The 18,786-nt window shown below is 72.8% G+C and carries 17 protein-coding genes, 1 tRNA gene and 1 pseudogene; 11 read left to right on the top strand and 8 right to left on the bottom strand.

Features of this window, described 5'->3' with window-relative positions; translation table 11 throughout:
* Window positions 1–123: 123 nt before the first annotated feature.
* The 3 genes from ABZ659_RS10635 to wrbA form a co-directional block, all read right to left on the bottom strand.
* Window positions 124–990: a MurR/RpiR family transcriptional regulator gene (locus ABZ659_RS10635; protein ID WP_360216132.1), complete on the bottom strand. Its 867-nt coding sequence runs from the start codon at window positions 988–990 to the stop codon at window positions 124–126.
* On the bottom strand, window positions 987–2,495 hold the full coding sequence (locus tag ABZ659_RS10630; protein ID WP_360216129.1) for an aromatic amino acid ammonia-lyase: 1,509 nt from the start codon (window positions 2,493–2,495) through the stop codon (window positions 987–989). The genes ABZ659_RS10635 and ABZ659_RS10630 overlap by 4 nt, the downstream gene beginning before the upstream one ends.
* A gap of 298 nt (window positions 2,496–2,793) precedes the next feature.
* A complete protein-coding gene (wrbA, locus tag ABZ659_RS10625) occupies window positions 2,794–3,438 on the bottom strand; it encodes an NAD(P)H:quinone oxidoreductase (protein WP_360216126.1) in 645 nt (214 codons plus the stop codon).
* A 133-nt stretch (window positions 3,439–3,571) separates the two neighbouring features.
* On the opposite strand from wrbA, the gene ABZ659_RS10620 reads away from it, so the two are divergent.
* Together ABZ659_RS10620 and ABZ659_RS10615 are read left to right on the top strand one after the other, a co-directional pair.
* Window positions 3,572–4,339, top strand: a complete 768-nt coding sequence (locus ABZ659_RS10620; protein ID WP_360216341.1) for an isoprenyl transferase — start codon at window positions 3,572–3,574, stop codon at window positions 4,337–4,339.
* 64 nt (window positions 4,340–4,403) lie between these two features.
* Complete coding sequence (locus ABZ659_RS10615; RefSeq protein WP_360216123.1) at window positions 4,404–4,841, top strand: hypothetical protein; 438 nt, start codon at window positions 4,404–4,406, stop codon at window positions 4,839–4,841.
* A gap of 22 nt (window positions 4,842–4,863) precedes the next feature.
* Here the strand turns inward: ABZ659_RS10615 and ABZ659_RS10610 are convergent.
* A pseudogene (locus tag ABZ659_RS10610) lies at window positions 4,864–5,337 on the bottom strand (SDR family NAD(P)-dependent oxidoreductase); the annotation flags it as partial.
* Here ABZ659_RS10610 and ABZ659_RS10605 point away from each other — a divergent pair.
* Window positions 5,338–5,586: a hypothetical protein gene (locus ABZ659_RS10605; RefSeq protein WP_360216120.1), complete on the top strand. Its 249-nt coding sequence runs from the start codon at window positions 5,338–5,340 to the stop codon at window positions 5,584–5,586. It begins immediately after the preceding pseudogene.
* A 381-nt stretch (window positions 5,587–5,967) separates the two neighbouring features.
* Here the strand turns inward: ABZ659_RS10605 and ABZ659_RS10600 are convergent, their stop codons facing one another.
* Window positions 5,968–7,356 (bottom strand): cystathionine beta-synthase, encoded by a 1,389-nt coding sequence (locus tag ABZ659_RS10600; RefSeq protein WP_360216117.1) that lies wholly within the window; start codon window positions 7,354–7,356, stop codon window positions 5,968–5,970.
* A gap of 151 nt (window positions 7,357–7,507) precedes the next feature.
* On the opposite strand from ABZ659_RS10600, the gene ABZ659_RS10595 reads away from it, so the two are divergent.
* The 3 genes from ABZ659_RS10595 to ABZ659_RS10585 all read left to right on the top strand — a co-directional run bounded on the left by ABZ659_RS10595 (window position 7,508) and on the right by ABZ659_RS10585 (window position 11,013).
* Complete coding sequence (locus ABZ659_RS10595) at window positions 7,508–8,548, top strand: SGNH/GDSL hydrolase family protein (RefSeq protein ID WP_360216114.1); 1,041 nt, start codon at window positions 7,508–7,510, stop codon at window positions 8,546–8,548.
* A gap of 141 nt (window positions 8,549–8,689) precedes the next feature.
* Window positions 8,690–9,910 carry an acetyl-CoA C-acetyltransferase gene (locus tag ABZ659_RS10590; protein WP_360216111.1) on the top strand — a complete coding sequence of 407 codons (1,221 nt, stop codon included), beginning with the start codon at window positions 8,690–8,692 and terminating at the stop codon, window positions 9,908–9,910.
* Between the two features lie 293 nt (window positions 9,911–10,203).
* Entirely contained in the window at window positions 10,204–11,013 is an 810-nt protein-coding gene (locus ABZ659_RS10585; RefSeq protein ID WP_360216108.1) for a hypothetical protein, read from the top strand.
* Window positions 11,014–11,032: 19 nt separating this feature from the next.
* On the opposite strand, the gene ABZ659_RS10580 is transcribed toward ABZ659_RS10585, so the two are convergent.
* On the bottom strand, window positions 11,033–11,344 hold the full coding sequence (locus ABZ659_RS10580; RefSeq protein ID WP_360216105.1) for a hypothetical protein: 312 nt from the start codon (window positions 11,342–11,344) through the stop codon (window positions 11,033–11,035).
* Between the two features lie 102 nt (window positions 11,345–11,446).
* On the opposite strand from ABZ659_RS10580, the gene ABZ659_RS10575 reads away from it, so the two are divergent.
* Window positions 11,447–11,677, top strand: a complete 231-nt coding sequence (locus ABZ659_RS10575; RefSeq protein ID WP_360216102.1) for a DUF4287 domain-containing protein — start codon at window positions 11,447–11,449, stop codon at window positions 11,675–11,677.
* Between the two features lie 76 nt (window positions 11,678–11,753).
* On the opposite strand, the gene ABZ659_RS10570 is transcribed toward ABZ659_RS10575, so the two are convergent.
* Window positions 11,754–12,650 (bottom strand): Bax inhibitor-1/YccA family protein, encoded by an 897-nt coding sequence (locus ABZ659_RS10570; protein ID WP_360216099.1) that lies wholly within the window; start codon window positions 12,648–12,650, stop codon window positions 11,754–11,756.
* A 375-nt stretch (window positions 12,651–13,025) separates the two neighbouring features.
* Between ABZ659_RS10570 and ABZ659_RS10565 the strand changes: the two genes are divergently transcribed.
* Together ABZ659_RS10565 and ABZ659_RS10560 are read left to right on the top strand one after the other, a co-directional pair.
* A complete protein-coding gene (locus ABZ659_RS10565) occupies window positions 13,026–13,478 on the top strand; it encodes a DUF6153 family protein (protein WP_360216096.1) in 453 nt (150 codons plus the stop codon).
* A gap of 108 nt (window positions 13,479–13,586) precedes the next feature.
* Window positions 13,587–14,456, top strand: coding sequence for a F510_1955 family glycosylhydrolase (locus ABZ659_RS10560; RefSeq protein ID WP_360216093.1), 870 nt, complete (start codon window positions 13,587–13,589; stop codon window positions 14,454–14,456).
* Window positions 14,457–14,861: 405 nt separating this feature from the next.
* On the opposite strand, the gene ABZ659_RS10555 is transcribed toward ABZ659_RS10560, so the two are convergent.
* Window positions 14,862–14,945: transfer RNA gene (locus ABZ659_RS10555), tRNA-Leu, on the bottom strand.
* A 469-nt stretch (window positions 14,946–15,414) separates the two neighbouring features.
* Here ABZ659_RS10555 and ABZ659_RS10550 point away from each other — a divergent pair.
* Entirely contained in the window at window positions 15,415–16,185 is a 771-nt protein-coding gene (locus ABZ659_RS10550; protein ID WP_360216090.1) for an ABC transporter ATP-binding protein, read from the top strand.
* A gap of 46 nt (window positions 16,186–16,231) precedes the next feature.
* Window positions 16,232–18,760, top strand: a complete 2,529-nt coding sequence (locus ABZ659_RS10545; RefSeq protein ID WP_360216087.1) for an FtsX-like permease family protein — start codon at window positions 16,232–16,234, stop codon at window positions 18,758–18,760.
* Window positions 18,761–18,786 lie beyond the last annotated feature (26 nt).

Here is an 18,786-nt window from a genome sequence, read left to right as displayed (position 1 = left end):
GTCCTGTCGGGCAGGCAGGGTAACGAGCGAACGTGAGACGCGTCTGAGAAAGACGCGCGCCCCGGACGTCGCCCCGGGCACGCCCCACCAGCCCACGGACTACCCCACGATTTACTCCACGGGCTACTCCACGAACAAGCCCCGTGCCGCCGCCCGTGCGTCGAACTCCTCCAGGCGGGCCTGCGCCTCCGGCAGGTCGTCGCACATCGCCTCCAGCAGGACCCGGCCGAGCAGCATCGGGGCGCAGGCGGTGTCGAAGGCGAGGCCGGTGCCGACGGCGGCGGGCAGCAGCACGTCGGAGACCTTGGCGACCGGCGCGAACGCCGAGTCGGCGACGGTGACGACGGTCAGTCCGGCCTCCTTGGCGTAGCCGAGGGTGTCGAGGACCTCGCGCGGGTGCCGGGGCAGGGCGAAGCAGAGCAGCGCGGAGGCGCCCGCGCGGACGGCGCCGTCGATCCGGTCCTGGACCATCGTGCCGCCCTCGTGGAACAGCCGGACGTCGGGGTGGACCTTGGCGGCGAAGTAGGCGAAGCCGTACGCCTGGGCGGCGGCGGCGCGCAGCCCGAGCACCGGCAGCGGGCGGGAGGCGGCGAGCAGCGCGCCCGCCCGGCGTACGGGGCGCGGGTCGGCGAGGAGGGCGGCGAGGAGGCGCAGGTTCTCGATCTCGGACTCGACGGCCTGCTGGTAGGCGTTGAACTGAGCGGCCGGTCTCGTCTGTTCGGCGGGCGCGACCTCGCGCAGGTGCCGGCGCAGCGCGGGGTAGCCGTCGAAGCCGAGGGCGACGGCGAAGCGGGTCACGGACGGCTGGCTGACCCCGGCGAGTTCGGCCAGTTCCACGCTGGACAGGAAGGGCACGTCGGCGGCGCGGCGCACCATGTGGTGGGCGATGCGCCGCTGGGTGGGGGTGAGCCGGTGCCCTTCGAAGAGGGTCTGGAGCCGGGCGGCGGGGCTGTCCGCGGGGCTCTCGTCACGGCGGTCGGTGCCGGTCATGGTGTGGTGCTCCCCCTGTGGATGTCCGTGAACCGGTCGAGCAGTCGGGCCGCGGCCGTCACGTCGTCCGTGAGTGGCCGGTCGGCCCAGTCCCCGTCGAGTACCTGCTCGGCGAGGGCCAGCGCCCGCCCCACCGGCGGCTTCGGGCCGGGCCGCAGCTCGCGCTGGCGCAGCGCCCGTACGGCGGCGACGAGTTCGCAGCCGACGACGAGCCGGTAGGCGGCGCAGGCGCGCAGGGTCTGGCGGGCGGCGAGTGAGGCGAAGCTGGCCTGTTCCTCGACGCCCCGGGAGAGCACGGCGTGGCCGAGGGAGGCGGGCGCGGAGCAGGCACGCAGGTCACCGAGGGCGGCGGCGGCCGAGTACTCCAGGATCATCACGCCGGACGCGGCGGGTTCGTGGTCGGCGAGGAAGGGCCGCAGCCGGGTGAAGGCGGGCTCGTTGAGGGTGGAGAGCCGGGCCGTGGACAGCCGGGCGACCTGCGTCAGGGCGAGCCGGAAGTGGTCCAGGGCGAGGGCGAGCTGGGCCTGGTAGAAGCCGCCGTGGTGGTAGGCGGCCTGGTCCTCGGCGGAGATCAGGGGGTTCTCGGCGGCGGCGTTGATCTCGACGGCGATGACGTCGTCCAGGGTGTCGGCGGCGTCGAGGGCGGGGCCGTGTATCTGGGGCAGGCAGCGGAAGCCGTACGGGTCCTGGATGCGGCCGAGCGGTGGCTGCGGGCGGTCGGCGGCGCCGATCAGGGCGCGCATCCGGCGGGCGGCCTCGGCACTGCCGCGGTGCGGTCGGGCGGCGTGCACGGGGGCGGCGTAGGGCTCGTGGGAGCCGTCGACGGCGAGCAGGGACAGCGCGGCGACGACCTCGGTGGCGGCGAGCAGGCCGCGCAGCTCGCGCAGGGCGAGTGCGGCCTGGCCGAGGGTGAGGGCGTTGCTGCTGATCAGGGCGAGGGCGTCGTTGTTGTCGAGCGGCTGGGGCGGCGGGGCGCCGGTGCCGTGCCAGGGGTGCTCACCGGCGAGGGCGAGTCCCGCCTGGGCGAGGGCGGCGATGTCGCCGGTGCCGACCGAGCCGTACTCGTTGACGACGGGGTGGGCGCCGTTGGTCAGCGCCTCGCAGAGCGCGGTGACGACGCTGGGCCGCAGTCCGGCGCCGCCCGCGAGGATCTGGTTGGCGCGGACGGCGAGCATGGCGCGGACCTGCCGGGCGGGCAGTTCCTCGCCGATGCCCCCGGCGTGGCTGCGCAGCAGCCGCAGTCCGTGCCCGGCGGCGGCCTCGGTCGGCACCGGCACGGAGCGGTTGGCGCCGACGCCGGTGGAGCGGCCGTAGACCCGGCCGGTGACGGCGAGCCGCCGGGCGGTGTGCCAGGAGAGCTCGGCGCGGCGCATCCCGTCCGGCGCGGGGACCGGGCGCGCGGCCCCGTCGGCGAGCCGTACGACGTCGGCGGCGGAGAGCCCGGCCCCGTCGAGCACGACGACGTCCCCCGGGACCCGCGCCGCGGGCACCCCGGCCCCGCCCACCGCACGAACCGTATGAGACACAGCCCGCAGCCCCTCTCCGCCCACACGCCCCATTCACTCCAGCAGAACTCTGCATGGAGTCATGCAGCCGAGCAAGCGGAGGAAAGAACTCCGCGCCCGGGAGGGCGGGCGCGGAGAGACGGTGACGGCGGCGGGACCGGCCGTGGGCGGCGTGGCGGCCTGGCGCCACGCCGTGGCGGAGTGGCAGCGTCACGCCGTGGCGGAGTGGCAGCGCGGCGGAGTGGCAGCGTGGCGGAGTGGCAGCGTGGCGGAGTGGCAGCGTGGCGGACGCGCGGCGTCAGCCCGCGCGGCCCGCCTTCAGCGCCGCCGCGATCTGCACCGCGCGGCGGGCCTGGTGGCGGGCCGCCTCCAGGGCGACGTCGCCGGGCGCGCCCTCGCCCGCCACGTGGGAGGTGCCGTAGGGGTTGCCCGACTTGAACTGGACGGGGTCGGTGTAGCCGGGCGGCACGATGATGCCGCCCCAGTGGTAGAAGGTGTTCGCCAGCGCCAGGATGGTGGACTCCTGCCCGCCGTGGGCGGTGTTGGAGGCGGTGAAGGCCGAGTACACCTTGCCCGCGAGCGCGCCCTTGAACCACAGGGGCCCGGTGGTCTCCATGAACGCCCGCAGCTGGCTGGCCGGGTTGCCGAAGCGGGTGGGCGTGCCGAGCAGCACCACGTCGGCCCACTCCAGGTCGTCGAGGCTCGGCCGGGGGATGTCGGCGGTGTCCTTCAGGTGCCGGGCCCACTCCGGGCGGCTGTCGACGGCCTCCTGCGGCGCCGTCTCGGCGGCCCTGCGCAGCCGTACCTCGGCACCCGCCTTCTCCGCGCCCTCGGCGACGGCCTGCGCCAGGGCGTGCACGTTCCCCGTGGCGCTGTAGTAGATGATCGCGACCTTGACGCTGTCCACCGTGGGTTCCCTTCCTCGTGCCCGGATCGCCGTCATCCTCTGGCGTCCGGCTGGAGAAGCGCCGCAGCTCCGCTTGAGCCCGTCACCGCCCCAACACCTGTGCGGGCGACGGAGGTTACCGTGACGCTGACGCACCGCGGACCGAGGGCGAAGGGGGATGGCGGTGGCACTGAAGGCGCTCCGCTCGGCGCTTGAGGCCCTGTACGTCAGGCGCCTGACGCGCGCCCTGGAGGGCAGACCGCGCCCCCGGCACGTCGCCATCATGCTGGACGGCAACCGCCGGTGGGCCCGCGGCACCGGGCACGACGACGTCCGGGAGGGCTACCGGGTCGGCGGCGCCAAGGTCGGCGAGTTCCTGCGCTGGTGCGACGCGGCGGGCATCGAGCAGGTCACCCTGTGGATGCTCTCCGACGACAACCTGCACCGGCCGCCGGACCAGCTCGGCCCGCTGCTCGGCATCATCGAGGAGACCGTGGCGAGCGTCTGCGCCGCCGACGAGGACTGGCGGGTCGAGATCATCGGCGCCGCCGACCTGCTGCCCGACGACACCGCGCGGTCCCTGAAGTCCGCCGCCTCGCGCACCAGCGGCCGGACGGGCCTCAAGGTGGACGTGGCGGTCGGCTACGGCGGGCGCCGCGAGATCATCGACGCGGTCCGGACCGCCTTCGACAAGCACATCGCCTCCGGCGGGGACCCGCGGCAGCTGGCCGAGGTCTTCGACCTCCAGCACATCTCCGACAACCTGTACTCGTCCCGCCACGACGCCGACTTCATCATCCGCACCTCCGGCGAGCAGCGGCTGTCGGGCTTCCTGCTCTGGCAGTCCGCGTACGCGGAGGTGCACTTCGTGGACGTCCTGTGGCCCGCCTTCCGGCAGGTGGACCTGTTGCGCGCGCTGCGCTCGTACGCCGCCCGGGAGCGCCGCTACGGCAGGTGACCCCAGGCAAACAGGGGGGCTAACCCCAGTGCGGCCGTCGGCGCCGGTTTCCTACCGTGGGGGCATGAGCGGAATGGACGCGCGGGACACCGACCTGAAGAAGGACCTCGACGCCACCCTGCGGGCACGCAGGGACCTGGGCGACGACTACGACTCCGCGCTGGTGGAGTCCTTCCTGGAGAAGCTCGACCAGCGCATGGACGCCACGGTCGACCGCCGGGTGCGGCGGCAGCTCGCCGAGCAGCAGATGGTGGTGGCCCGCGACGCGCGGTCGCCGAAGCCGACGGACACCTGGGGGGAGCGGTTCGGCTTCGGCATCGTCTCGCTGGTGCTGGCCGTCCCGCTGTCCGGCATCGGCGGCGGCGTCGCGGGCCTGCCCGGTCTGCTGGTGGCGTGGGCGGGCATCGTGGGCGTCAACGCCGTCCAGGCGGCCCGCACACACCCGGGCCTGTTCGGCCGCCACCGCGCCGCCCGCCGGGACGGCGACGCCTGGGAGGACTGACCTCCCCCGCGCGCCCCCGGTCTCACACCTGCCGGGTCGGCAGGACGACGATCTGCCGCAGGTTGACCCGGCGCGGCCTGCTCACCGTGTACGCGACGACGTCGGCCAGTTCCCCGGCGGACAGCGCGCCGACGGCGTCCCGCATGGCGCCGACCTCCCGCGCCAGCCGCCCGTCCTCGATCCGGTCGATCAGCTCGCTCTCGACGAACCCCGGCTCGACGTTGGTGACCCGGACGTCCCGCGGCCCGTACTCGGTGCGCAGGACCTGCGAGAGATGGGTGACGGCGGCCTTGCTGGCGCTGTAGACGGCGTAGTCGGGGAAGACCACGTGCGCGCCGATGGACGACACGTTGACGATGTCGGCGGTACGGCCGTCCGCCGCCGCCCGCACCAGGTCGTCGCTGAACGCGCCGGTGACCCGCAGCACTCCGGTGACGTTGGTGTCGAGCATCCGCCGCCACTCGTCCACGCGCTGGTCGGCCACCGGGTGGCGGACGTGTCGGCGCGCAGCGAGGAGTTCCGCCGGATGTGGGAGGACCACGCGGTCCGCCCCTGCGACACCGGCGTCAAACGCCTCCGCCACCCGGTCACGGGCCTGCTGACGCTCCCCTACGAGACCCTGACGATCCCCACGTCCCCGGACCAGACGATCGTCACCTACGTCCCGGAAGAGGACACGGAGACGGCGGACCGCCTGACCATGCTGGCAAGTGGGAAAGCGACCACGACCGCCACCGTCAATTGAGCAACCACGACCCAGCGCACCAGGTCCGCGAAAGCGGCGCCGGTTCAGGCGCGAAGAGTGCGCGCGGGGACCGCCGCACCCCCGTAGGACGGGGGGCGGGACGACGGCGGTCCCCGCGGGGGACGCGGCCGGGGCGGGCCCGGCGTCGCGTCCTTGGCGTCCTTGGAGGTCCGGGAGCCGCTCCGGAGGTCCTTGGCGCCGTTCGGTGTCGGCCCGGGCGGGGAGCCGCTCCCGCCCTGCCGACGCCCACCAATCTGCCGGACGCGTGTTAAGCGGGTGCTGCGCGGACGTGACGCGCTCGTACCACTTCCGGGAAGACCAGACGGGCCGCGGGCGCCGTAAGACCGCCGCCCGCGCGGCCCGTTCACCGCACGTTCGCCGTCACTTACCGGTCTTGGCGAGGAAGGACAGCAGGTCCTGGCGGCTGATGACGCCGGTGGGCTTGCCCTCGACGAGGACGATCGCGGCGTCCGCGGTGCCGAGCACGGACATCAGGTCCGCGACCGGCTCACCGGAGCCGACCTGCGGCAGCGGGGCCGACAGGTGCTTCTCCAGCGGGTCGTCGAGGGAGGCCCGCCTGGTGAACAGCGCGTCGAGCAGCTCGCGTTCGACGACCGACCCGACGACCTCGGCGGCCATCACGTCGGGGTGCCCGGCGCCCGGCTTGACGACCGGCATCTGCGAGACGCCGTACTCGCGCAGCACCTCGATGGCCTGGCCGACGGTCTCCTCGGGGTGCATGTGGACGAGGGAGGGCAGTACGCCGCCCTGCTTGTCGTCGAGGACGTCGGCGACGCGGGCGCTGGGACCGGCGTCCTCCAGGAAGCCGTAGTCGGCCATCCACTCGTCGTTGAAGATCTTGCTGAGGTAGCCGCGCCCGCTGTCCGGGAGCAGGACGACGACCACGTCGTCCTCGCCGAGCCGTTCGGCGACCTTCAGCGCGGCGACGACGGCCATGCCGCAGGAGCCGCCGACCAGGAGGCCCTCCTCCTTGGCGAGGCGGCGGGTCATCTGGAAGGAGTCCTTGTCGGAGACGGCGACGATCTCGTCCGCGACGTCGCGGTCGTAGGCGGTGGGCCAGAAGTCCTCACCGACGCCCTCGACGAGGTACGGCCGTCCGGAGCCGCCGGAGTAGACGGAGCCCTCGGGGTCGGCGCCGACGACCTGGACGCGTCCGTCGCTGACCTCCTTGAGGTAGCGGCCGGTGCCGGAGATGGTGCCGCCGGTGCCGACGCCCGCCACGAAGTGGGTGATCTTCCCCTCGGTCTGCTCCCACAGCTCGGGACCGGTGGAGTGGTAGTGGGAGAGCGGGTTGTGCGGGTTGGAGTACTGGTCGGGCTTCCAGGCGCCGGGCGTCTCGCGGACCAGCCGGTCGGAGACGTTGTAGTAGGAGTCGGGGTGCTCGGGGGCGACGGCGGTCGGGCAGACGACCACCTCGGCGCCGTACGCCCGCAGCACGTTGATCTTGTCGGTGGAGACCTTGTCGGGGCAGACGAAGATGCAGTGGTAGCCCTTCTGCTGGGCCACGATCGCCAGCCCCACGCCGGTGTTGCCGCTGGTCGGCTCGACGATCGTGCCACCGGGCCGCAGCTCGCCGCTCCGCTCGGCCGCCTCGATCATGCGCAGGGCGATGCGGTCCTTCACCGACCCGCCCGGGTTGAAGTACTCCACCTTGGCCAGGACGGTCGCCCTGATGCCCTGGGTGACGTGGTTGAGCCGCACCAGCGGGGTGTTGCCGACGAGGCTGATCATCGAGTCGTGGAACTGCACCGTTGTCTCCGGTCGCCGCTTGGGAAGTGGTCGTGATGGGTGCCGCCAGCCTAAGGGCCGGAGGGCCCGTTCACTGACTGTCGAGATTGACGCACCGTCGGTACGGGGCAAGCAGAGGGTGTACGGCTATGGAGGGAGGTGTCGCCGACCCATGACGAGGATGTCGAGGGCACGGGTGGCCCGGCGCATCGCGGCCGGTGCGGCCTACGGCGGGGGCGGTGTCGGACTGGCCGGCGCGGCGGCCGTCGGACTGGTGCTGGCCGAGGTGCGGCTGGCGAAGCGGCAGGTGGGCAACGGCGGCGGCACCCCGGTCCACGTGCCGAACGCGAACGGCCTGTACGTCCATCCCTACACCACCTCCGGCGAACCTCCCCTGCTGCTGACCCTGCTGGGCGACTCCACGGCCGCGGGCCAGGGCGTCCACCGGGCGAGCCAGACGCCGGGCGCGCTGCTGGCGTCGGGGCTCGCGGCGGTCGCGGAGCGCCCGGTCCGGCTGCGGAACGTGGCCCTGCCCGGTGCCCGGTCCGACGACCTGGAGCGGCAGGTGTCGCTGACCCTGGCGGACCAGGACCGGGTGCCCGACATCTGCGTGATCATGATCGGCGCCAACGACGTCACCCACCGGATGCCGCCGACCCGTTCGGTGCGCTGCCTGGCCACGGCGGTACGGCGGCTGCGCACCGCCGGTGCCGAGGTGGTCGTCGGCACCTGTCCCGACCTGGGCACCATCGAGCCGGTGCAGCAGCCGCTGCGCTGGCTGGCGCGCCGGGCCTCGCGGCAGCTGGCGGCGGCGCAGACGATCGGCGTGGTGGAGCAGGGCGGGCGCACGGTGTCGCTGGGCGACCTGCTGGGCCCGGAGTTCGCGGCCAACCCGCGCGAGCTGTTCGGCCCGGACAACTACCACCCCTCCGCCGAGGGCTACGCCACCGCCGCGATGGCGGTGCTGCCGACCGTGTGCGCCGCGCTCGGCCTGTGGCCCGCGGAGGAGGAGCGTCCCGACGCCGCCCGCCACGAGGGCTTCCTGCCCGTCGCCCGCGCCGCCGCGGAGGCCGCCTCGGAGGCGGGCACGGAGGTCGCCGCGGCCCTTCCCACGGGCCCGCGCGGTCCCTGGGCCCTGCTCAAGCGGCGCAGGCGGCGCCGGGTGCCGACGGCGGACCTGGACGCGGTGGACTCGGGCCCGGCGGGGCGGTGAGCGCGCGAGGCGGAGTTCACCGGAAGGCGTCTAAGCAAGCGCTTGGAAAAGAGGCCCGTGTCACACCACAATGGCAGTGACCGAGCGCTTACCTCCCGGTAATTTCGCCCGTACGCCCTACCGTCGTCGTCTGGAGCCGTGATGCCCGAAGCCGTGATCGTCTCAGCCGCCCGCTCCCCCATCGGCCGCGCCTTCAAGGGCTCACTCAAGGACCTGCGCCCCGACGACCTGACCGCCACGATCATCCAGGCGGCGCTCGCCAAGGTCCCAGAGCTGGACCCGAAGGACATCGACGACCTGATGCTGGGCTGCGGTCTGCCCGGCGGCGAGCAGGGCCACAACCTCGGCCGGATCGTCGCCGTACAGATGGGCATGGACCACCTGCCGGGCTGCACGATCACCCGGTACTGCTCCTCGTCGCTGCAGACCTCGCGGATGGCGCTGCACGCCATCAAGGCGGGCGAGGGCGACGTCTTCATCTCGGCCGGTGTCGAGATGGTCTCGCGCAGCGTCAAGGGCACCAGCGACGGGATGCCCGACACCCACAACCCGCTGTTCGCCGACGCCGAGGCCCGGACCGCCGAGGTCGCCCAGTCCGAGGGCTCCTCCTGGCACGACCCGCGCGAGGACGGCCTGCTGCCCGACCCGTACATCGCGATGGGCCAGACCGCCGAGAACCTCGCCCGCCTCAAGGGCGTCACCCGCCAGGACATGGACGAGTTCGGCGTCCGCTCGCAGAACCTCGCCGAGGAGGCCATCAAGAACGGCTTCTGGGAGCGCGAGATCACCCCGGTCACACTGCCCGACTCCACCGTGGTCAGCAAGGACGACGGTCCCCGCGCCGGGGTCACCCTGGAGGGCGTCGCGGGCCTGAAGCCGGTCTTCCGCCCCGACGGCCTGGTCACCGCGGGCAACTGCTGCCCGCTCAACGACGGCGCCGCCGCCCTGGTGATCATGTCCGACACCAAGGCGCGCGAGCTGGGCCTGACCCCGCTGGCCCGGATCGTCTCCACCGGCGTCTCCGGCCTCTCCCCGGAGATCATGGGCTACGGCCCCGTCGAGGCGTCCCAGCAGGCGCTGTCCCGCGCCGGTCTCGGCATCGGCGACATCGACCTGGTCGAGATCAACGAGGCGTTCGCCGCGCAGGTCATCCCCTCCTACCGCGACCTCGGCATCCCGCTGGAGAAGCTGAACGTCAACGGCGGCGCCATCGCCGTCGGCCACCCCTTCGGCATGACCGGCGCCCGGATCACCGGCACGCTGATCAACTCCCTGCAGTGGCACGACAAGCAGTTCGGCCTGGAGACCATGTGCGTCGGCGGCGGCCAGGGCATGGCGATGGTCATCGAGCGCCTGAGCTGACCCGTACGGCCAACCCCGCGGGAACACTTCGGTAACCGCGGGGAAACGTTGCGTCACGCAGCGGCCCGGAGTCCGGGATACCCCTGGACGCCGGGCCGCTTTGTGATGCAATCTCCCCCAGGATGTGACCTATCTCCCTCATCCCAGTAACCACGCAGGTCAGCGCAGTCCACGGGGTAACAGCCGACCCAGCCCCCTGTCCGATTCGTGACGTTACGCACTGACAGCTGGTTAGTTCACCCATCAAGCTGATGTAGGAAGTCGGGGGTCGACCTTGAACCGGGAGTACGTCAGTGAGCGCCATGCCGATCGCCTTGCTGGTCACCACGGCCGCCACGGGCGCCGTGGGCGTCGCCGTCCTGCGCACCCTGTTGCAGTTGAGGCGGCAGTTCACGGCCCTGCACGCCGAACTGGTCGCTAGCCGCACCGCCCGCGCCGTGGTGCCCGCGGCCCGCCGGGCCGCCGACGCCGACGAGATACGCGCCGCCGTCGCCGAGGCCCTCGCCGAGGAACGCGAGCGCGAGCTGGCCGAGGCCCGCGCCTTCTGGGCCGCCCAGGAGGCCCGCGACGCCCCGGACACCCCGACCCTGCTGGGCGGCGTGCCCGACGGCGAGCTGTTCCTGCCCCGGCAGGCGGACTTCGCGGGCCTGGAGCCGGTCACCGAGCCCGGCCCCGAGCCCGACGACTTCTCCCCCAGGGACTACGTCCAGGGAGGGGCCCCCAGCGACTCCCCGGAGCTGGCCGCGGCCCGCCGCCGCCATCCCTCGCACCCCGACTTCGTGCCGAACCCGTCACCGGTGGTGAACGACCACGAGCGCACGGTCGCCACCCTGGAGGAACTCGCCGCCTCCCACACCGAGCTGACCGACGTCCGCCCCGGCCCGCTGGGCACCCTCGACGTCTACGTCTTCGCCGACGGCACCACCCTGTGCATGACCCCCGGCCACCGCGAGACCGCCGAACGCCTCGCCGCGGCCCTGCGCACCGGCGAGACGCCGGTCCTGCTGGGCGGCTCCGGCATCTCGGGCGCGTACACCCTGACGTTCGCGTGCGGCGAGGAGAAGGTCTACATCCTGGCGGACCGGGTCATAGCGTCGCTCTGACCCCGCGCCGCCCCCGCCCTCACACCCCCGCCCGCTTCTGCGCCTCCTCCACCGCCCGCACCGCCTCGGCGACGTCCTCGTCCGTCGTCAGGACGACGGCCAAGTCCCGCCCCGCCACGGTGACCTGGTCGGCCGCCGCGAACATCCCCGCGTCCGGCATCACCCGGGGCTCCGCCCCGGGCGCCTCAAGGGCCTGCGACCACCGTGCCAACTCCCGGGCCAGCGCCAGCGCCTCCGCCGCGGCACCCCGCTGGAGCCGACTCTGCGGCGCGGCCCGCAGCCGGTCGGCGAAATGGTCAACGGCATGGATCAAAGACGTCGTATCCACCACGGCGCGAGCCTACGCACCCCACCCGGGCTGTTGCCAACGGGCGAACGCTCAGGCACGGTGACCTGAAGGACCGGCTTACATCCCCTGCGTCCGGAGGCGCCGATGTCCCAAGTCTTCTCCGAGGAGACCCATCGCAATCTGCTCGCCCGCATCCCCCACTGCACCGGCCGTGAAGTGTCCGACTGGTTGCGCACCGTCGAGGACGGCCCCAGTCTCTTCCGCTTCGAGGAGAAGGTCAGCTGGCTGCGCCATGAGCACAACCTGGCGTACGGCCACGCCAAAGCGATCATTCACGAGTACGACCTGAGGAGGGCCGCGCGCAAACTGCTCTGAGCGCGCATCTGTTCTGCTGGGACACGCCGAAGGGCCCCGGGCGTGCGCCCGGGGCCCTTCGCACACACTGTCGGCGTCAGTCGCTGCTGTTGAGGATCGCGATGAGCCGCAGGAACTCCAGGTAGATCCAGACCAGCGTCATCGTGAGGCCGAACGCGGCGAGCCACGCCTCCTCGCGCGGGGCGCCGTAGGTGATGCCGTCCTCGACCTGCTTGAAGTCCAGGGCGAGGAAGGCGGCGCCGAGCAGGATGCCGATGATGCCGAAGGCGATGCCGAGGCCGCCGCTGCGGAAGCCGAGGCCGTCACCGCCGCCGAAGACGGCGAACAGCAGGTTGACCGCCATGAGCATCACGAAGCCGAGCGCCGCGGCCATCACGAAGCCGTAGAAGCGCCGGTTGACGCGGATCCAGCCCGCCTTGTAGGCGATCAGCACCGCGGTGAAGACGGCGAGCGTGCCGATCACCGCCTGCATGGCCGCGCCGTCGGCGATGCGGTTGTCCACGACGCTGGAGACGACGCCGAGGAAGACACCCTCCAGGGCGGCGTACGACAGGATCAGCGCGGGCGACGCCGTGCGCTTGAAGGACTGCACCAGCGCCAGCACCATGCCGAGCAGGGCGGCGCCGATGGCGATGCCGTACGAGCGGCCGATGTTGGCGTCGTCGACCGGCAGCAGCGCCCACGCGAGGGCGGCCGTCACGACGAGAACGCCGAGCGTGGTGCCGGTGCGCATGACGACGTCGTCCATCGTCATCCGGCCGGTGGTGACCGGGGCCTGCGGCGGGACGCCGGGCTGGAGGCCCTGCTGTGCGTAGGGGTTCTGCGCGTACGGGTTGCCGGCCTGCGGCTGGGCGTAGGGGTTGCCCTGCGTGCCGACAGCTGCTCCCCCGGCCTGCGGCGCGGTGTTGAAGCCCGCGTAGCCGTTGTCGCGGCTGAACCCCCGTCGCGAGAAGACCGGGTTGCTGCTCCTCATTTCACTCCTCCATGGCCACACTGCGCGGCCTTGGCTCAAGAGTAATGGAAAGGCAAAAGAATGACCCTAGTGCCTGGGAAGGATCTTTCCCTCACCGTGCTGGAGAACACGCTACGCGCACGAGTGATTCCCGCCACTGGCGGGTTCCACTCCTGCCCCGTACGGATCAGTCGGCCGGGAACCCGGGACCGGCTCCGATGATGCCGACGGTGGTGCGCGTCGGTCGTCCCCTCCGACGAGTGGGCGGGGTACGGGTACACGCCTGTTCACATGGTGCGCACCGCCCCGACGTTCGCGGAGGGAAGTCCTCCGCACGTACGCGCGAAGCGTCTCCGCCGCGAGCCGGCGCCGGTCACCGGGCGTAGCATGACCGCCATGTCCGCCCGTGCCCGGCCTCACCGCGCGTCGGCGCCACCGCTGCGGTGGTCCGCGCTGCTGGTGTTCGGGCTGCTCGTCGGGCTGCTCGGGATGCACGCCCTCGGCCCCGGCGGTGTGCCTTCTCCCCGAGGCCAGCACGCCGTCTCGGCCTCGCCCGCGCACGCGCACAGCGCCGCCGCCGCTGTGACGGACGCCACCGGGGACGCTGACGAGGACGCTGACGGGGCGTCCGCCTGCCACAGCGGCGACGCCGACTCCGGGCACGCCCGGCACGCCGACGTGCACTGCGCCTCGGGCGCCGTGGGCGACGGCCCGGTCCTGCCCGTCCCGCTGTCCGACCCCGGCGCGCGGACGCTGACGCGGGTCGGCGGCACCGGCATGGCGGTCTCCTCGCCGCAGGGCGGTCCCGCGCCGCCCTCGCTGGCCCGGCTCCAACTCCTGCGGGTCTAGGACAGGACCCCGCCGTGCCCTCCGCCGCGTCCACCGCGACGGGGGTCCACGGCGCACCGTCATGTCCCGCGCCCCCTGGCGCCCCGCAGAGACACCTGAGAGACCGTCATGAAGAAGCACTCCCGCACGGCCACCGCCGTCACCGCCACCGCGGCCGTCCTCGCCGCCGTACTGACCGCCTGCTCGACCGACGCCACCGGCACCGGCTCCGACCCCGGCTCCGCCACCTCCCTCGCCGTCAGCCACGTCCACGGCCTGGGCGTCGACCCGGCCGACGGACGCCTGTACGTCGCCACCCACGAGGGCGTCCTCGCCGTGACCGGGGACGGCGCGGCCCGCCGGGTCGGCGACACCGCCGACTACATGGGGTTCACCGTCATCGGCCCCAGGACCTTCCTCGGCAGCGGCCACCCCGCCGCGGGCAGTGACGACGACGGCAACCGCGGCCTGCTCCGCTCCACGGACTCCGGCCGGACCTGGAAGACGCTCTCGCTGGGCGGCGCCACCGACTTCCACTCCCTCGAATACACGGACAAGACGGTCTACGGCTACGACAGCGCCACCGGCACCCTCCGCGTCAGCACCGACCTCACGACGTGGGACGACCGGGCCCGACTCGCCGCCCTGGACCTCGCGGTCAGCCCCGAGGAGCCCGACCGGGTGCTGGCCACCACCGAGGACGGCGTCGCCACCAGCACCGACGGCGGCCGGACCTTCGGCGCCGGTTCCGGGCAACTGCTGGCGTACCTGTCCTGGCCGACGGCCGACACCCTGTACGGCGTCGACCCGTCGGGCGGCCTCCACCTGAGCGAGGACGCGGGCGCCACCTGGCGGCAGACCGGCACCGTGCCGGGCGGGCAGCCGCAGGCGCTGACCGCCGTCAGCGCGGAACGGCTGCTGGCCGCCACCGCGGGCGGGGTCTACGAGTCCCGCGACGGCGGCCGGACGTTCGAGCAGCGCCTGCCGATGTCGGCGTGACGGGGCCACCAGAGGAGACCCGTACCCGTCTGCGCACGGATCGCCGCGGTGGCCGTCGCCACCGCGGCCGCGCTGCTGGCCACCGCCTCGTCCGTCGCGTCACGGGCGGCGGGCGGCACGCTCGGGAGCAACTTCACCCGGTTCGGGTACGCCCTGATCCCGCTGGACGTCCGTACCGGTCCTGCTCCGCGGCGCGCTGAACGCCTGCCTCTTCGCCCTGCCGATGGCCCACCGCGGGTGGACCCGGCGCCGGTGGAAAACCGGGCCCCCGGTCGGCTCACGCTCGGATGGGTCGCTGGTTTCGGACACGGCGGCCGGATGCCGTCCCACCGGACGAGTGACGGCGCCAACCGGCCGTGGAGGCGGGTCTGGCGCCGTCGTAGCCGTCGGCCGTAGACGTGGAGGTGCCCGGAACCGGACTTGAACCGGTACGCCCGCGAAGGGGCAGCGAGGTTTAAGCTCGCCGTGTCTGCATTCCACCATCCGGGCAGGCCGTGGGCTCCGCATCGAGCGCCCCGAGCCTATCGGGACGCATCCCCCGAACAGCGGACGGGCGGAGCGATGTTGTCTTATTTTATTGATGTCTGAGGGTGCATCAGCACTCGGGACGCGCCATCCGCACTTGCCAACAGCCTGACGTGCGACGGTCCGCCGCGTGTGCGGAATGACGGAATTTCACCGCCGGGACCGGGGTGCTCCACCCGTTCTCGACAAGATCAGGCCAGCGGGGACAAGGGTGGGCCTCAGGGGGGCCGTCATCCCCAGGTATGACGGACGTGGCCGAAGTCCGACCCAAGTCGGCCCCCGGAACACGAACAGGGGGTGACTACACGGCGGTGTGCGGTCGGGACGATGGAGAGGTCCAGCGAGCAGCGCGCGAGCCGCGGCGGAGTGATCGCCGAGCCGGTCTCAAGCGGGGCTCCAGCGACCGCCGCCGTCCCGACAGGAGTGTCCCCCCGTGACCACCACCCCCCTCGCCCAGCCGACCACCGCCGTGGCCGCCCGCGCCACGGAGCTGTCGAAGATCTACGGCCAGGACGAGACCCAGGTGGTCGCACTGGACCGGGTCTCCGTCGCCTTCCAGCAGGCCGAGTTCACCGCGATCATGGGCCCGTCGGGCTCCGGCAAGTCCACGCTGATGCACTGCGTGGCCGGTCTGGACACCTTCTCCTCCGGTTCCGTGCGCATCGGTGACACCGAACTGGGCGCCCTGAAGGACAAGCAGCTCACCAGGTTGCGCCGGGACAAGATCGGGTTCATCTTCCAGGCGTTCAACCTGCTGCCGACGCTGACGGCGCTGGAGAACATCACCCTTCCGATGGACATAGCCGGGCGCAAGCCGGACAAGGAGTGGCTGGACACCGTGATCCGCATGGTGGGCCTGGCGGACCGGCTGGGCCACCGGCCCTCCCAGCTCTCCGGCGGCCAGCAGCAGCGCGTCGCCGTGGCCCGCGCCCTCGCCTCCAGGCCGGACATCGTCTTCGGCGACGAACCGACCGGGAACCTCGATTCCCGCTCCGGCGCCGAGGTGCTGGGCTTCCTGCGCAACTCCGTGCGGGAGCTGGGACAGACCGTGGTGATGGTGACCCACGACCCGGTGGCGGCGGCGTACGCGGACCGGGTGGTGTTCCTCGCGGACGGCCGCATCGTCGACGAGGTGTACGGGCCGACGGCGGAGGCGGTCCTGGACCGCATGAAGCAGTTCGACGCCAAGGGACGCACCAGCTAGACCACGCCCCGCCCCCCACCCCCGTACCCCTGGACTGAGATCACCCATGTTCCGTACCGCCTTGCGCAACGTGCTCGCGCACAAGGCCCGGCTCCTGATGACCGTCCTCGCCGTGATGCTCGGCGTGGCCTTCGTGTCGGGGACCCTGGTCTTCACCAACACCATCTCCGACGCCTACCAGAACAGTTCGGCCAAGGGCTTCGACCACGTCGACGTCGCCGTCGAGCCGGAGTACCAGGACGCCCGCGGCGACCAGGTCGGCAAGCGGCGGAAGCTGACCGAGGCGGTGCTCGACGACAGCGCCGGGGTGCCGGGCGCGGCCTCCGCCATCGGTGTCGTACGCGGCTTCACCGCGATCGCCGACAAGGACGGCGACCTGATCGGCAACGGCTTCCAGTCGCAGGGCGGCAACTACTGGGGCGACGACGACCCCCGCTACCCGCTGGTCGACGGGCGCGCGCCCAGCGGCGCGGACGAGGTGCTCATCGACGCCGAGACCGCGAAGCGCACCGGGTACGGCGTCGGCGACACCGTACGGCTCTCCGTGGACGGCCCCGTCCTCGCCCCGGAGGTCACCGGCGTCTTCACCACCGACGACGGCAACGTGGCCGCGGGCGGCAGCCTCGCCCTGTTCGACACGGCGACCGCGCAGAAGCTGTTCGGCGAGCCAGGCGTCTACGACGAGATCGACGTCGAGGCCGCCGCGGGCACCAGCCAGACCGCGCTGAAGGCCGCGCTGGACGAGGCGCTGCCCGGCGACGTCGCGCGGACCACGACCGGTGCCGAACTCGCCGACGAGCAGGCGGAGATGATCGCGGCGTCGATGGGCGGGCTCAAGCAGGGCCTGCTGGTCTTCGCGGGCATCGCGCTCTTCGTCGGTACGTTCATCATCGCCAACACCTTCACCATGCTGGTCGCCCAGCGCACCCGGGAGCTGGCGCTGATGCGGGCGGTCGGCGCGTCCCGGCGCCAGGTCACCCGTTCGGTGCTGATCGAGGCGTTCGTGGTGGGCGCCGTCGCGGCGGTGGCCGGTCTGGTCGCGGGCGTCGGCATCGGCGCGGGGCTGCGCTCGCTGATGGGCACGCTGGGCGCGACCGTGCCGGACGGTCCGCTGGTGATCTCGCCCGGCACGGTCGGCACCGCCGTCGCGGTGGGCGTCCTGGTGACGATGCTCGCGGCCTGGCTGCCGGGCCGCCGCGCGGCGAAGATCCCGCCGGTCGCCGCGATGAGCAGTGTGCACGCGCGGGCCACCACCAAGTCGCTGGTGCTGCGCAACACCCTCGGCGCGCTGTTCTCCGCCGCCGGTGTCGCCGTCGTCCTCGCCGCGACCACGATGGACGGCTCGGACGGCCAGGCCCCCATGGGCGTCGGCGCGGTCCTCCTCATCGTCGGCGTCTTCATCCTCACGCCGCTGCTGTCCCGTCCGCTGGTCGCGGCGGCGGCCCCCGTCCTGCGGATCTTCGGTGTCTCCGGGAAGCTGGCCCGGCAGAACTCGGTGCGCAACCCGCGCCGTACCGCCGCCACCGCGTCCGCCCTGATGATCGGCCTCACCCTGATCACCGGCATGACGGTGATGGCGGGCAGCCTCCAGCAGGCCATCGACAAGATGGCGTCGGCGTCGATCCGCGCGGACTACGTCGTCTCCATGGCGAACGGCAACGCGCTCTCCCCCGACGTCGCCGAGCGGCTGGCGGCCACCGACGGGGTCACCGCGACCAGTCCGCTGCGCAACGCCGCCTCCCGGATCGACGGCGAGACCGAGTACCTGACCGGCGTCACCGGCGCGACCATCGGTGAGCTGACCGACCTGCCGGTGGACGGCGGGACCTTCGAGGTCGGCGGCGGGCGGGTCGTGGTCGACGACGACACCGCGGGGCGGCACGGCTGGCGGGCGGGTTCCGCGTTCACCGTCTCCTACGAGGACGGCGCGAAGGAGCGGCTCACGGTCGCCGGGGTCTACCAGGGCAACGAGATGATCCGCGGCATCATGCTCGACAGCGCCGCCCTCACCCCGCACCTGTCCGACCCGGCGGACATGCAGGTCATGGTGAAGACCTCCGGGGGCGCGTCGGGCGCGGCCAAGGACCGGCTGGAGCGGGCCCTCGGCGACAACCCGGCGATCAAGGTGCAGGATAAGAAGGACATCTCCAACGACATCGCCCGGATGTTCACGCTGATACTGAACATGCTCTACGGCCTGCTCGCCATGGCGGTGATCGTCGCCGTCCTCGGCGTGATCAACACGCTCGCCATGTCCGTCTTCGAACGCTCCCAGGAGATCGGGATGCTCCGCGCGATCGGCCTGGACCGCAAGGGCGTCAAGCGGATGGTGCGGCTGGAGTCCCTGGTGATCTCCCTGTTCGGCGGGGTGCTCGGCATCGGACTCGGCGTGTTCTTCGGCTGGGCGGCCGGTGAGCTGCTGGGCACCCGGATGGCGACGTACGAACTCGTCCTGCCGTGGACCCGGATGGCGCTCTTCCTCCTGCTGGCCGCCACGGTCGGCGTCCTGGCGGCCCTGTGGCCCGCGCGCCGGGCGGCCCGCCTGAACATGCTGACGGCGATCAAGTCGGAGTAGGCACGGAGGGGACAGCGGCGGGGGTC

Source organism: Streptomyces sp. NPDC006997, from assembly GCF_040635175.1.
In the GTDB taxonomy this organism is placed as follows: domain Bacteria; phylum Actinomycetota; class Actinomycetes; order Streptomycetales; family Streptomycetaceae; genus Streptomyces.
This window is presented reverse-complemented; position numbering and strand designations above follow the sequence as displayed.

What these genes read in the sequence shown, in the direction of transcription:
- ABZ659_RS10635 (WP_360216132.1), bottom strand. Translation starts at nt 990, where the DNA reads ATGACCGGCACCGACCGCCGTGACGAGAGCCCCGCGGACAGCCCCGCC.
- ABZ659_RS10560 (WP_360216093.1), top strand. Translation starts at nt 13,587, where the DNA reads ATGAAGAAGCACTCCCGCACGGCCACCGCCGTCACCGCCACCGCGGCC.
- ABZ659_RS10575 (WP_360216102.1), top strand. Translation starts at nt 11,447, where the DNA reads ATGTCCCAAGTCTTCTCCGAGGAGACCCATCGCAATCTGCTCGCCCGC.
- wrbA (WP_360216126.1), bottom strand. Translation starts at nt 3,438, where the DNA reads ATGACGGCGATCCGGGCACGAGGAAGGGAACCCACGGTGGACAGCGTC.
- ABZ659_RS10595 (WP_360216114.1), top strand. Translation starts at nt 7,508, where the DNA reads ATGACGAGGATGTCGAGGGCACGGGTGGCCCGGCGCATCGCGGCCGGT.
- ABZ659_RS10565 (WP_360216096.1), top strand. Translation starts at nt 13,026, where the DNA reads ATGTCCGCCCGTGCCCGGCCTCACCGCGCGTCGGCGCCACCGCTGCGG.
- ABZ659_RS10615 (WP_360216123.1), top strand. Translation starts at nt 4,404, where the DNA reads ATGAGCGGAATGGACGCGCGGGACACCGACCTGAAGAAGGACCTCGAC.
- ABZ659_RS10570 (WP_360216099.1), bottom strand. Translation starts at nt 12,650, where the DNA reads ATGAGGAGCAGCAACCCGGTCTTCTCGCGACGGGGGTTCAGCCGCGAC.
- ABZ659_RS10545 (WP_360216087.1), top strand. Translation starts at nt 16,232, where the DNA reads ATGTTCCGTACCGCCTTGCGCAACGTGCTCGCGCACAAGGCCCGGCTC.
- ABZ659_RS10590 (WP_360216111.1), top strand. Translation starts at nt 8,690, where the DNA reads ATGCCCGAAGCCGTGATCGTCTCAGCCGCCCGCTCCCCCATCGGCCGC.